Source organism: Streptomyces longispororuber (genome assembly GCF_014656095.1).
Classification (GTDB): domain Bacteria; phylum Actinomycetota; class Actinomycetes; order Streptomycetales; family Streptomycetaceae; genus Streptomyces; species Streptomyces longispororuber.
Genome location: NZ_BNBT01000033.1, coordinates 42459 through 55867 on the forward strand (window position 1 = coordinate 42459; position 13409 = coordinate 55867).

Annotated in this window: 10 protein-coding genes and 1 pseudogene; 7 read left to right on the plus strand and 4 right to left on the minus strand. The window is 74.3% G+C overall.

From position 1 onward, the window contains the following. Nucleotides 1-105: 105 nt before the first annotated feature. On the minus strand, nt 106-1458 hold the full coding sequence (locus IE330_RS13610) for an adenylate/guanylate cyclase domain-containing protein (protein ID WP_229925623.1): 1353 nt from the start codon (nt 1456-1458) through the stop codon (nt 106-108). A gap of 669 nt (nt 1459-2127) precedes the next feature. Beyond that, entirely contained in the window at nt 2128-3009 is an 882-nt protein-coding gene (locus IE330_RS13615; protein WP_190136228.1) for a biotin--[acetyl-CoA-carboxylase] ligase, read from the minus strand. 286 nt (nt 3010-3295) lie between these two features. On the opposite strand from IE330_RS13615, the gene IE330_RS13620 reads away from it, so the two are divergent. The 6 genes and pseudogenes from IE330_RS13620 (at nt 3296) to IE330_RS13640 (ending at nt 9665) form a co-directional block, all read left to right on the plus strand. Continuing rightward, nucleotides 3296-4960 (plus strand): acyl-CoA carboxylase subunit beta, encoded by a 1665-nt coding sequence (locus IE330_RS13620; protein WP_229925622.1) that lies wholly within the window; start codon nt 3296-3298, stop codon nt 4958-4960. A gap of 198 nt (nt 4961-5158) precedes the next feature. Next, nucleotides 5159-5365 (plus strand): annotated as a pseudogene (locus IE330_RS13625) (acyl-CoA carboxylase epsilon subunit). A 77-nt stretch (nt 5366-5442) separates the two neighbouring features. Beyond that, the gene (mmpB, locus tag IE330_RS39660) at nt 5443-5571 is read left to right on the plus strand and encodes a morphogenic membrane protein MmpB (protein WP_268257287.1); all 129 of its coding nucleotides are present in this window, start codon (nt 5443-5445) and stop codon (nt 5569-5571) included. Nucleotides 5572-5624: 53 nt separating this feature from the next. After that, nucleotides 5625-6233 carry a Maf family protein gene (locus IE330_RS13630; protein ID WP_190136229.1) on the plus strand — a complete coding sequence of 203 codons (609 nt, stop codon included), beginning with the start codon at nt 5625-5627 and terminating at the stop codon, nt 6231-6233. Nucleotides 6234-6632: 399 nt separating this feature from the next. After that, a complete protein-coding gene (locus IE330_RS13635) occupies nt 6633-8405 on the plus strand; it encodes an acetyl/propionyl/methylcrotonyl-CoA carboxylase subunit alpha (protein ID WP_190136230.1) in 1773 nt (590 codons plus the stop codon). A gap of 702 nt (nt 8406-9107) precedes the next feature. Continuing rightward, nucleotides 9108-9665, plus strand: a complete 558-nt coding sequence (locus tag IE330_RS13640) for a TetR/AcrR family transcriptional regulator (RefSeq protein ID WP_190136231.1) — start codon at nt 9108-9110, stop codon at nt 9663-9665. A 59-nt stretch (nt 9666-9724) separates the two neighbouring features. Here the strand turns inward: IE330_RS13640 and IE330_RS13645 are convergent, their stop codons facing one another. Both IE330_RS13645 and IE330_RS13650 read right to left on the minus strand, forming a co-directional pair. Then, nucleotides 9725-10696 carry a DeoR/GlpR family DNA-binding transcription regulator gene (locus tag IE330_RS13645; RefSeq protein WP_190136232.1) on the minus strand — a complete coding sequence of 324 codons (972 nt, stop codon included), beginning with the start codon at nt 10694-10696 and terminating at the stop codon, nt 9725-9727. Nucleotides 10697-10911: 215 nt separating this feature from the next. Then, nucleotides 10912-12360 (minus strand): NAD(P)H-quinone dehydrogenase, encoded by a 1449-nt coding sequence (locus IE330_RS13650; RefSeq protein WP_190136233.1) that lies wholly within the window; start codon nt 12358-12360, stop codon nt 10912-10914. Nucleotides 12361-12534: 174 nt separating this feature from the next. Here IE330_RS13650 and IE330_RS13655 point away from each other — a divergent pair, with 174 nt between their 5' ends. Continuing rightward, complete coding sequence (locus tag IE330_RS13655) at nt 12535-12972, plus strand: gamma-glutamylcyclotransferase family protein (RefSeq protein ID WP_190136234.1); 438 nt, start codon at nt 12535-12537, stop codon at nt 12970-12972. Nucleotides 12973-13409 lie beyond the last annotated feature (437 nt).

A 13409-nucleotide genomic window follows, 5' to 3' on the forward strand; every position in this document is an offset into this window, starting at 1 on the left:
GTCAGCCCGGGCGCGCCCTGGGTACCCGTACCGGAGCCCCGGGCCGGGCGGGCGGACGGACAGCCGTACCGGCTGAGCGGACGGACGCCCGTACCGGACGCGGTGTCAGCCGCGGCGCGTGAGCAGCCAGGGCTCGACGACGCCGAGGCCGCGGACCGGCCGCTGCCACATGGGCTGGAGCGCGAAGCGGTACGAGGGCGGCTCCTCGCCCTCCTTCTCGGCGCGCTCGGCGAGCGCCGCGGCCTCCGTCTCGGAGGCGGGAGCGTCCCCGGTCCGGGTGAGCTCCTCGGCGAGCGCCCCGTCGACGAGCACGGCGTCCCGGGGCGCTATCGAAGTGAGGCGCGACGCCAGGTTCACCGTGGTGCCGAAGACGTCGCCCATGCGCGTGGTGACCGTGCCGAAGGCGATGCCGACGCGCAGCTCGGGCATGGTCTCGTCGTTGGCCATGGTCTCGATCAGCCGCAGCGCGATCTCCGCGGCGGTCCCGGCGTCGTCGGCGGCGAAGAGCACCTCGTCGCCGAGGGTCTTGATGAGCCGTCCGCCGTGCGCGGCGACGAGGTCGGCGGCGGTGGTCTCGAAGGCCTCGACCAGCTCGCCGAGTTCCTCCTCCTCCATGCGGCGGGTCAGCCGCGTGAAGCCGACCAGGTCCGCGAAGCCGACGGCGAGCCGCCGGTCGACCATCTCCTCGTCGTCGGCGGCCTGCACGACCCGGCCGGTGGCGGCGGCGAGCTGGCGGCGCCAGACGTAGACGAGGAACTCCTCCAGCTCGGGCAGGAGCAGCTCGACGAGGGGGTACGTCACCTCGGTACGGGTCATCCCCGGCTCGGGCGGCTCGGTGAGCCCTTCGAGGAACGAGTCGATCTGCCACTCGGCGAGCCGGGCCGTGGTCTGCCCCGTCGACCGCGCCACCTGCACCGCCATGGCCTCGCTGAGCAGCCCCGCCTCGACCAGGCCCGCGAGGCGGCGCAGCGCCAGCACGTCGGCCTCGGTGAGGGCCTTGGCCTGGCCGATGTCGGGGAAGCCCATGGCCCGCCAGAAGCGGGACGCCAGCTCCATGGAGACGCCCGCGCTGCGGGCCGCCTGGAAGGGGGTGTAGCGCCGGTCGGCACCGAGGATGAGCTGCTCCAGGCGCAGGGCCAGGGGGTCCTTGTCGTCGTCCGCGTCGTCGCCGTCGCCCCCGCCGCCCCGGCCGAGGTGGTCGACGTGGTGGACGTGGTCGGCGGCGTGGTCGGCCTGGTCGCGGTTGTCGTACCGGCCGGGGCGCCGGGAGTCCCCGGCGAGCTGGGGGTCGACGTGGGAGTCGACGGGGTTCGCCGTCCGGTCGAGGGCCTCCGCGAGCGCGGGGTCCTTGCGGGGCGGGCGGTCCGCAGCGCTCTGGCCGTCTGCGGCGCCGGGGCGGCCTGCGGCGCTCTGGCGGTCCGCACCGCTCGGGCGCTCCTCGGCACCGGGGCGGCGCACGGGGCCGGGACCGTCCGGAGGGCCGGGGCGGGCCTCGCCGCTCGGGGAGCCGCCTGCGCCGTCCTCTCCGGCCGGGGCCGGCCCCGGGACGCCCTCGGCGGCCGGGCCGCCCTCGGCGTCCGGGGCGTCCGATCCGTCCGGGGTGCCTGTGCCGTCCGGGCCGCCTGGGTCGTCCGGGCCCGCCGGCCGGTAAGGGTCGTCCGGCTTCTCGGACGCCGCCGCCCCGGCGGCCGACGGCCCCGCCGGGCGGGGCTCACCGTCGGGGGCGGGCTGTGCGCCCTGGCCGGAGCCGGTGTCGTCGACGGTCACGCCTGCTGCCCTTCCGATCTGCCACGGTCAGATATCGACCGGCGCCAACTTTACGGCAGGTGTGCCGCAGCTCACGTCGGCGCCGCCCAGGGGGACGGTACGGCCCTGCCGCGGCCCGCACTCCGGCGACAGCGGCAAGCGGACGGAATCAGCCCGTCCGGCGCTTGCGGACGAGGCCGAAGGCCGATGCAGCGGGGCCCGAGAGCCAGGGACCGCCCCGCCCCGAGGGCCGGTACGCCCCCCAGCCCCTACCGCGACGACGGCGAGAAGCCGAGACGAACCAGCCCGTCCGGCGCTTGAGGACAAGGCCCCAAGGCCGATGCAGCGGGGCCCAGGAGCCGCGGCCCTGCGGCAGGGCCGTCAGCCAGTGCCCCGCACGTGGACGACGTCCCCCGCCGCCACCGGCTCCCGCACCCCCTCCGCCGTGGCCAGGACGAGCCGCCCGTCCCCGTCGACGGCCACCGCCTCGCCGCTCACCGCGCGCCCCCCGGGCAGTTCGGCCCGCACCTGGCGCCCCAGCGTCGCGCACCCGGCCGCGTACGTCTCCTGGAGCCCGCAGGCCGCCGGGTCGCCGCCGGCCGCGCGCCAGTCGCCGTACCACTGCTCCAGCGAGCGCAGCACGGCCCGCAGGAGCGGGTCCCGGTCGGTGCCCTGGGCGCCCGCGAGGGCGAGGGAGCCCGCGTGCGGCACGGGGAGCTCGTCGGCGCGCAGGGTGACGTTGACGCCGATGCCGACGACGACGCCGTCCGCGCCCGCGCGCTCGGCGAGGATGCCGCCCGCCTTGCGCTCCTCGCCGTCGACGGTGACCAGCAGGTCGTTGGGCCACTTGAGGGCGGTGTCGACGCCCGCGGCGCGGGACAGGCCGGTGGCCACGGCGACACCGGTGAGCAGCGGCAGCCAGCCCCAGCGCTCGACGGGCACCTCCGCGGGCTTGAGGAGGACGGAGAAGAACAGGCCCGAGCGCGCGGGCGCGCTCCACCGGCGGTCGAGGCGCCCGCGCGCCGCGCTCTGCGCCTCGGCGACGAGCACGGCCCCCTCGGGCAGCGCGTCGGCGCGGCCGGCCAGGTCGCTGTTGGTGGAGCCGGTGGACTGCACGACGTCCAGGGAGCGGTAGAGCCCGCCGTCGCGGACCAGCGCGCGGCGCAGCGCGGCGGCGTTCAGGGGCGGGCGGTCCAGGTCGCTCCAGCGACCCGCCGCGGTCCCGGGGTGCTGTGCGTCGTCTGAGGCATGGGAGGGCGTCATGCAAGCCACCCTAGGTGTGGTAAACGCCGCACTGCACAGGCGTATCCACGCCGATACGCTACGAGTCAGTAGCCAGCGCCACGGGGGGTGTCCGACGGGTCGGCGCAGGGCGGGGCGCGGCGTCCGGCGCGTGCGCTCGCCGGCCGCCGGAACGGCCTCGTGGCACCGCAGCCAGGGCGTTCCGGCCGCGCGGTGAGCGGGCCGGGGCCCGCGCCGCCGCGGCGGCCCGCCGGACACCCCCTGGGCGTCACCGTCCCCTTTTGAGCAGGCAGGGAGCCGCGTCCCGATGTCCGAGCCTCACGAGCCCCACCAGCCCACCGCGCAGCCCCAGGAGTCCCCGGCACCCACCGGGCCCACCGGTCCCGGCGCCCCCGGGACCGACATCCACACCACCGCCGGGAAGCTGGCCGACCTCCGGCGCCGCATCGAGGAGGCGAAGCACGCGGGCTCCGCGCGCGCGGTCGAGAAGCAGCACGCCAAGGGCAAGCTGACGGCGCGCGAGCGGATCGACCTGCTGCTCGACGAGGGCTCGTTCGTCGAGCTCGACGAGTTCGCCCGGCACCGCTCCACCAACTTCGGCCTGGACGCCAACCGTCCGTACGGGGACGGCGTGGTCACCGGCTACGGCACGGTCGACGGCCGCCCGGTCGCCGTGTTCTCGCAGGACTTCACCGTCTTCGGCGGTGCCCTCGGCGAGGTCTTCGGGCAGAAGATCGTGAAGGTCATGGACTTCGCCCTGAAGACGGGCTGTCCGGTCATCGGCATCAACGACTCCGGCGGCGCCCGCATCCAGGAGGGCGTCATGGCCCTCGGCATGTACGGCGAGATCTTCCGCCGCAACACCCTCGCCTCCGGCGTGGTCCCGCAGATCTCCCTGGTCGTCGGCCCGTGCGCGGGCGGCGCGGTGTACTCCCCCGCCATCACGGACTTCACGGTGATGGTCGACCGGACCTCGCACATGTTCATCACAGGACCGGACGTCATCAAGACCGTCACCGGTGAGGACGTCGGCTTCGAGGAGCTGGGCGGCGCCCGGACGCACAACGCGACGTCCGGGGTCGCGCACCACATGGCGGGCGACGAGAAGGACGCCATCGAGTACGTCAAGTCCCTCCTGTCGTACCTGCCGTCGAACAACCTCAGCGAGCCCCCGGCCTTCCCCGAGGAGGCGGACCTGGAGCTCACCGACGAGGACCGCGAGCTGGACACGCTGGTGCCGGACAGCGCCAACCAGCCGTACGACATGCACACGGTCATCGAGCACGTCCTGGACGACGCCGAGTTCTTCGAGACGCAGCCGCTGTTCGCGCCGAACATCCTCACCGGCTTCGGCCGGGTCGAGGGCCACCCGGTGGGCATCGTCGCCAACCAGCCGATGCAGTTCGCGGGCTGCCTCGACATCGACGCGAGCGAGAAGGCCGCGCGCTTCGTGCGCACCTGCGACGCCTTCAACGTGCCCGTGGTCACCTTCGTGGACGTGCCGGGCTTCCTGCCGGGCGTCGGCCAGGAGCACGAGGGCATCATCCGCCGCGGCGCCAAGCTGATCTACGCGTACGCGGAGGCGACGGTCCCGCTGATCACGGTGATCACCCGCAAGGCCTTCGGCGGCGCGTACGACGTGATGGGCTCCAAGCACCTGGGCGCCGACCTCAACCTGGCCTGGCCGACCGCGCAGATCGCGGTGATGGGCGCCCAGGGCGCGGTCAACATCCTGCACCGCCGCACCATCGCCGCCGCCGGGGACGAGGCCGCCCAGGAGGAGACCCGGGCGCGCCTGATCCAGGAGTACGAGGACACGCTCCTGAACCCGTACACGGCCGCCGAGCGCGGCTACGTGGACGCCGTGATCATGCCGTCCGAGACGCGCTCGCACCTCGTGCGCGGCCTGCGTCAGCTCCGCACGAAGCGGGAATCACTGCCTCCGAAGAAGCACGGCAACATCCCGCTGTAGCCCGGCCGCACACGCCGTCACGTCGTCGTGCCGTCGCGTCGTCACTGCCGTCGTGCCGTCGCGCCGTGATTGCCGTCGTGCCGTCGCGCCGTGATTGCCGTCGTGCCGTCGCGTCGTCGCTGCCGTCGTTGGCCGTCGCGTCGTCGCTGCCGTCACGTCGTCACTGTCGTCGTGTCCCGATCCCCGAGGAGTCCCTTCGTGATCAAGGTCGTACGGGGCAACCCGACCCCCGAGGAGCTGGCCGCCGCCCTGGCGGTGGTCCAGGCGCGCGCCGCGGCGGCCGTGTAGGCGCCGTCCGGCGCGCCCCGCACCCCGCCCGCCTGGTCGGACCCGGCCCGCGTCGCGCGCGAGCGACTGCCCGCGCCGGGCCCCGCGGCGTGGGGCCGCACGTACTGGCCCCGCTGACCCGCCCGGCCCGCCGGGGCGGAACCTGCGTACGCGTACTCAGGCGCCGCCCCGGCCCGGCGCGCACCATCGGAGCCATGCTGTGGTCCGACCCGGAGAACGACCCGCCCCAGGACATGCGGGACATGCAGGCCAAGATGCGCCGCGCGGGCGTCCTCCTGGCCGCCGCCATGCTGCTGGCGATGCTGATCCTGGGCGTGGTCTGACCGGGGCGTCCTGGCGCCCGCGAGGGTCCACGCCCGCGGCTACCCTGGCCCCCATGAGTGATCAGCCCCGCCGCCTCGTCCTCGCCTCCCAGTCCCCCGCCCGCCTCGGCCTGCTGCGCCAGGCTGGCCTCGCCCCCGAGGTGATCGTCAGCGGCGTCGACGAGGACGCGGTCTCGGCCCCCACCCCCGCCGACCTTGCCCGAGCCCTGGCCGAGGCGAAGGCCTCCGTGGTCGCCGCCCGGCCGGACGCCAAGGGCGCCCTGGTCGTCGGCTGCGACTCGGTCCTGGAGCTGGACGGCCAGGCCCTCGGCAAGCCCGCCGACGCCGAGGAGGCCACCGCCCGCTGGAAGTCCATGCGCGGCCGCGCGGGCGTCCTGCAGACCGGCCACTGCGTGTACGACACCGCCACCGGCCGGCACACGTCCGCGACGGCCTCGACGGTGGTGCGCTTCGGCACCCCCTCCGACGCGGAGATCGCGGCGTACGTCGCGACCGGCGAACCCCTCCGCGTGGCGGGCGCTTTCACCCTCGACGGCCGCTCGGCCCCGTTCGTCGACGGCATCGACGGCGACCACGGCAACGTCATCGGCCTGTCGCTGCCGCTGCTGCGCCGCCTGCTCGCCGAACTGGACGTCGCGATCACGGACTTGTGGCAGCGCTGATCCCGCCCACCGGACTCCCGTGCCACCAGCCCGCGGCCACGGCGCTCCAGCCGCTCTCCACCCGGAGCTGTTACCGGTAGTACCTGCGGGAGGACCGGCACGCTACTAATGGGTAAACCGGGGGACAAGGGCTGTGGCGCAGGCAAAGAATCATTGGGCCATTCGTAGGGACTCCACAAAGAAACCCGGTGCCGCGCAGCGCGGCCGCACAGAGACCTTGGCCACACCGGGGGACTACCCTGCCCAGGTGGGACCCTGCGTACCACGGTGCGACAAGGGATTTCGGGGATCGAGCGAGCCTCGGATCACGCTCCGTGTGGGCAAGCTCACCAATGGGGACGGGTCGAAAGCTCGTGTCGGCAGTCCCTAAACTCGGCTTGTTTCAAGGAGGGAGCCATCGTGCGCAAGGTGCTCATCGCCAACCGTGGCGAAATCGCTGTCCGGGTCGCCCGGGCGTGCCGGGATGCCGGGATCGCGAGCGTCGCCGTCTACGCGGACCCCGACCGGGACGCGCTGCATGTGCGGGCCGCAGACGAAGCGTTCGCCCTTGGTGGTGACACTCCCGCGACCAGCTATCTCGACATGGGCAAGGTGCTCGCCGCCGCCAAGGACTCCGGCGCGGACGCCGTCCACCCGGGCTACGGCTTCCTGTCGGAGAACGCCGAGTTCGCCCAGGCCGTCCTGGACGCGGGCCTGATCTGGATCGGCCCGCCGCCGCAGGCGATCCGCGACCTGGGTGACAAGGTCGCCGCCCGGCACATCGCGCAGCGCGCGGGCGCCCCGCTCGTCGCGGGCACCCCGGACCCGGTCTCCGGCGCCGACGAGGTCGTCGCGTTCGCCGAGGAGCACGGCCTGCCCATCGCCATCAAGGCGGCGTTCGGCGGCGGCGGCCGCGGCCTGAAGGTCGCCCGCACCCTCGACGAGGTCCCCGAGCTGTACGACTCCGCGGTGCGCGAGGCCGTCGCCGCCTTCGGCCGCGGCGAGTGCTTCGTGGAGCGCTACCTGGACAAGCCGCGCCACGTCGAGACCCAGTGCCTCGCCGACAAGCACGGCAACGTCGTCGTGGTCTCCACCCGCGACTGCTCCCTCCAGCGCCGCCACCAGAAGCTCGTCGAGGAGGCCCCGGCGCCGTTCCTGTCCGAGGAGCAGAACGCCGAGCTGTACCGCGCCTCCAAGGCCATCCTCAAGGAGGCCGGCTACGTCGGCGCGGGCACCGTCGAGTTCCTCGTCGGCCTCGACGGAACGATCTCCTTCCTGGAGGTCAACACCCGCCTCCAGGTGGAGCACCCGGTCACCGAGGAGGTCTCCGGGATCGACCTGGTCCGCGAGATGTTCCGCATCGCCGACGGCGAGGAGCTCGGCTACGGCGACCCGGAACTGCGCGGCCACTCCTTCGAGTTCCGCATCAACGGCGAGGACCCGGGGCGCAACTTCCTGCCCGCCCCCGGCACCGTCACCACCTTCGCGCCGCCGTCCGGCCCGGGCGTCCGCCTGGACGCGGGCGTCGAGTCCGGCTCGGTCATCGGCCCGGCGTGGGACTCGCTCCTCGCCAAGCTGGTCGTGACCGGCGCGACCCGCGCGCAGGCGCTCCAGCGGGCCGCGCGGGCCCTGGAGGAGTTCACCGTCGAGGGCATGGCCACGGCCATCCCGTTCCACCGCAAGGCGGTCACCGACCCGGCGTTCGCGCCCGAACTGACCGGCTCCACCGACCCGTTCACGGTCCACACCCGCTGGATCGAGACCGAGTTCGTCAACGACATCCCGCCGTTCGCCGCGCCCGCGGACGCGGAGTCGGACGAGGAGCCGGGCCGCGAGACGGTCGTCGTCGAGGTCGGCGGCAAGCGCCTTGAGGTCTCCCTCCCCTCCTCGCTGGGCATGTCGCTGGCCCGTACGGGCCTCGCGGCCGGTGCCAAGCCGAAGCGCCGCGCGGCGAAGAAGTCGGGCCCCGCGGCGTCCGGTGACACCCTCGCGTCGCCCATGCAGGGCACGATCGTCAAGGTCGCGGTCGAGGAGGGCCAGGAGGTCAAGGAGGGTGACCTCGTCGTGGTCCTGGAGGCCATGAAGATGGAGCAGCCCCTCAACGCCCACCGCTCCGGCACGATCAAGGGCCTGCAGGCCGAGGTGGGCGCGAGCCTCACGTCGGGCGCGCCGATCTGCGAGATCAAGGACTGACCTCCCCTGGCGTGGGCGCCCTGAGCCGTTCCCTGCTCGGCCCTCCGGGCCTCGGTGCCCCGCCCGGTGCGGCGCCGTCGCCGTCCGACCGTGATCCGCCGCTCCGCGACGGATGTCCCCCCGCCCGCCCGCCCCTACCGGGGCCGGGCGGGCGGGGACGTCACCCCGTCGGACGCGCTAGTCTCACCCCGTCCCCACGCGGGCCCTCCGGCCCACCCGGCCGACGCGTTCGCGCACACGGACGCGCACGGGGACACGGACGGACCCGGCACCACCGGCCCGTCCGGCGTGCAAGACAAGCCGCCCACCGGCGGCGAAGGACGGACGAGCGAGACACCACCAGCCCGTCCGGCGCTAGAGGACAAGCCGCGCAGCGGCGACGAAGGCAACGGACGCGCGGAGGAGAATCAGCCCGTCCGGCGCTTGAGGACAAGCGCGAAGCGCGATACAGGCAACGGACGTGCAGAAGACAATCAGCCCGTCCGGCGCTTGAGGACAAGCGCGAAGCGCGATACAGGCAACGGACGTGCAGAAGACAATCAGCCCGTCCGGCGCTTGAGGACAAGCGCGAAGCGCGATACAGGCAACGGACGTGCGGGAGAGATTCAGCCCGTCCGGCGTTTGAGGACGAGCGCGAAGCGCGATGAAGGGGCGGGCGGGCGGGCACAAAACGGCAAGCCCCCCGGCAACTGAGGAGGACGTATGCGCGCCGACGCCCAGCGCAACCGCCAACGCCTCCTGAAAGAGGCCCGCTCCGCCTTCGCGGAGCACGGCACGGACACCTCCCTCGAAGACGTGGCCCGCCGCGCGGGCGTGGGCATCGGCACGCTCTACCGCCACTTCCCGAACCGGCACGCCCTGATGAGCGCCGTGTTCGAGGACGCGGTCAGCGACCTGCTCGCCCGCTCGCGGGAACTGCTCGACGCCCCGCAGCCGTGCGCGGCCCTGGTGGCCTGGCTCCGGGCCCTCGTCACGCACGCGAGCGAGTACCGGGGGCTCGCGCGGGCCCTGATGTCGGTGTCGCGGGACGACACCACCCCGCTGGGGCGGTGCAGCCGGCCCATGCGGGAGGCGGGCGCGGCCCTGCTGGGCCGCGCGCAGGCCGCGGGCGCGGTCCGCCCGGGCGTGGCCATCGAGGACCTGCTCCAGCTCACCAACGCGATCGCGCTGGCCGCCGAGGAGTCCCCGCACGACCCGGAGCTGGCCGACCGCCTCCTCACCCTGACGCTCCGGGGCCTCAGGGCCGAGCACTCCGCCTGAGCACCGCCGGACCGCCCGGAGGCGCGGGGCGCCGAGGAGCCGCCCCGCCCCGCCGGAGGCTACCGGCGGCGCAGGTCCGCCACCCGCGCCGCCCGCTCCCCGGGCTGCTGTTCACCCAGGACCGTCGCGCTGCGCAACTGCGGCGCCTGGCCCCCGTGCCCCCGTCGCTGGCCGGGCAGCGGCACGTCCCGGCGGGGCTGGCGGCCCGTGGGGACGGAGTCAACTCCGGGGGCCTGGCCGGGGCCCGCCGCTCCGCCGGCCACGGTGATCTGCACGCCCTGGTCCGCCAGGGCCTGCAGCTCCGTGGCCGCGCGGTCGTCGTGCGCGGGCGGCTCGTCGGTGACGAGCCGGGTGATGACGTCCGTCGGCACGGTCTGGAACATCGTGTCCGTGCCGAGCTTGGTGTGGTCGGCGAGGACCACGACCTCCGCCGCGGCCTGCACGAGCGCCCGGTCCACGCTCGCGGACAGCATGTTGGACGTGGAGAGACCGCGCTCGGCGGTCAGACCACTGCCGGAGAGGAAGGCGCGCGAGACCCGGAGCCCCTGGAGGGACTGCTCGGCGCCGCTGCCCACCAGCGCGTAGTTAGAACCGCGCAGAGTGCCGCCGGTCATGACGACCTCCACTCTGTTGGCGTGGGCGAGGGCCTGGGCCACCAGCAGGGAGTTGGTGACCACGGTCAGGCCGGGTACCCGCGCGAGCCGGCGGGCCAGCTCCTGCGTGGTCGTACCCGCCCCGACGACGATGGCCTCGCCCTCGTCGACGAGACCCGCCGCGAGGTCGGCGATGGCCGTCTTCTCGGCGGACGCGAGATGTGATTTCTGCGGAAAGCCGGACTCCCGCGTGAATCCGCCCGGCAATACCGCACCGCCATGCCGGCGGTCGAGGAGTCCTTCTGCCTCCAGCGCGCGCACGTCCCGCCGTACGGTCACTTCGGAGGTCTGGACGACGCGGGCGAGCTCACGGAGCGACACCGCTCCGTTGGCCCGCACCATTTCGAGGATCAATTGGCGACGTTCTGCAGCGAACACGAAACTGACAGTAACCCCAACGACCGTCTGCTTTCAGCAGTTTGCGCCGAATTACAGAAGTTGTACGCACGACAGGGGTGGGAGTGGTATAGGGGTACTCGCGGCGCCTATGCCGGACGCATGCGCCGCAACAGGCTGTGACCTGCGCCGTGACGGATCCGGCCGCCGGAGGGATCACTTCCGGCGGCCGTCGCCCGGCGGTACGGGCTCCCGGGTCAGGCCTCGCCGGTCACCTTGCGGGTGTGCAACTGGCGGGCCACCTCGGCGATCGACCCCGAAAGCGAGGGGTACACGGTGAAGGCGTTGGCGATCTGCTCCACCGTGAGATTGTTGTCGACCGCGATCGAGATCGGGTGGATGAGTTCCGAGGCGCGCGGCGCGACGACGACGCCGCCGACCACGATGCCGGTGCCGGGGCGGCAGAAGATCTTCACGAAGCCGTCGCGGATGCCCTGCATCTTGGCGCGCGCGTTGCGCAGCAGCGGCAGCTTCACGACCCGGGCGTCGATCTTGCCCGCGTCGACGTCGGCCTGGGAGTAGCCGACGGTGGCGATCTCGGGGTCCGTGAAGACGTTCGACGAGACGGTCTTCAGGTTGAGCGGCGTGACCGCGTCGCCCAGGAAGTGGTACATCGCGATGCGGCCCTGCATGGCGGCGACCGAGGCGAGCGCGAAGATGCCGGTGACGTCGCCGGCGGCGTACACGCCGGGGGCGGACGTGCGCGAGACGCGGTCGGTCCAGATGTGCCCGGAGTCCTTCAGCTTGACCCCGGCCTCCTCCAGGCCCATCCCGCTGCTGTTCGGGACGGCGCCGACGGCCATCAGGCAGTGCGTGCCGGAGATGACGCGGCCGTCGGCCAGCGTGACCTCGACGCGGTCCCCGACGCGCTTGGCGGAGGCGGCGCGGGAGCGGCCCATCACGTTCATGCCGCGGCGGCGGAAGACGTCCTCCAGGACGGCCGCGGCGTCCGGGTCCTCGCCCGGCAGCACGCGGTCGCGCGACGACACCAGCGTGACGCGCGAGCCGAGGGCCTGGTAGGCGCCGGCGAACTCGGCGCCGGTCACGCCGGAGCCCACCACGATGAGCTCCTCGGGCAGCTCGTCGAGGTCGTACACCTGCGTCCAGTTGAGGATGCGCTCGCCGTCGGGCTGGGCGTCGGGCAGCTCGCGCGGGTGGCCGCCGGTGGCGATGAGCACGGCGTCGGCGGTGAGCCGCTCCTCGCTGCCGTCGGCGGCGCGCACCACGACGGTGCGCGAGCCGTCCATGGCCTGCTGGCCCTCCAGGCGGCCGCGGCCGCGCACGACCCGGGCGCCGGCCCGCGTCACCGAGGCGGTGATGTCGTGCGACTGGGCCAGCGCGAGCCGCTTCACGCGCCGGTTGACCTTGCCGAGGTCCACGCCCACGACGCGGGCGGCCTGGTCGATGTGGGGGGTGTCGTCCTCGACGATGATCCCCAGCTCCTCGTACGAGGAGTCGAAGGTCGTCATGACCTCGGCCGTGGCGATCAGGGTCTTCGACGGGACGCAGTCGGTGAGCACCGACGCCCCGCCCAGGCCGTCGCAGTCGACGACGGTCACCTCCGCGCCGAGCTGGGCGGCCACCAGGGCCGCCTCATAACCGCCGGGTCCGCCGCCAATGATCACGATCCGAGTCACGTACTCCATTGTCCCGCACCGCCGGGCACCCCGTGCCCCCGGGGGGTCCGAGCCTCCCGGGAGTGCGGGGGCCCGGCGCGTACGCGGTGCGCGCCGCTGCCGCGCGCCCTGCCGCACCGGGGCGGTCCTCCGCGGGGTCCACCCGGTGGGGCGCCCGCGCCGGAAAGTCGTACCCTCGGGGGCATGTCGCTCTATGCCGCGTACGCCGGCAATCTCGACGCGCGGCTGATGAGCCGCCGCGCCCCGCACTCGCCGCTGCGCGCGTCCGGCTGGCTCAACGGCTGGCGGCTGACGTTCGGCGGTGAGCACATGGGCTGGGAGGGCGCCCTCGCCACGATCGTGGAGGCGCCGCGCTCGCAGGTCTTCGTCGCGCTGTACGACGTCGCGCCGATGGACGAGGACTCCCTGGACCGGTGGGAGGGTGTCGGGCTCGACATCTACCGGCGGATGCGGGTGCGGGTGCACACCCTGGAGGGGGAGGAGCCCGCGTGGGTGTACGTGCTCAACGGGTACGAGGGTGGGTTGCCTTCGGCTCGGTACCTGGGGGAGATCGCTGATGCGGCGGAGTCGGCGGGGGCGCCCCACGACTACGTCATGGAGCTACGCAAGCGCCCCTGCTGAGCAAGCCCGGCCCCGGCCTAGGGCTGCCCCGCCGCCCCACCTGCCCCGCCGCGGACCTCACCCACCCACCCGCACACCCCCGGCCTGGCCTGCCCGACCCCGACCTGGCGGCTGCCCCGCCGCCCCGCCTGCCCCGCCGCGGATCTCTCCCACCCACCCGCGCCACCCCGGCATCGCCCGCCCGGGCCCGGCCCAGGGGCTGCCCCGCCGTCCCCACCTGCCCCGCCGCGAGCCTCCCCCACCCGCACAGCCCCGACGTCGCCCGCCCGGGCCCCACCAGGCGGCTGCCCCACCGCCGTCCCGCGCCGCCGCTCCGCGGCAGATGCCACCCACCCGCCCACCCGTGCGGCCCTGACCTGGCCTGCGCGGCCCCGGCCTGGCGGCTTTCCCACCGCTGCCCTGTCCCGCCGCTCCGCGGCGGACGTGGGGGGGGGGGG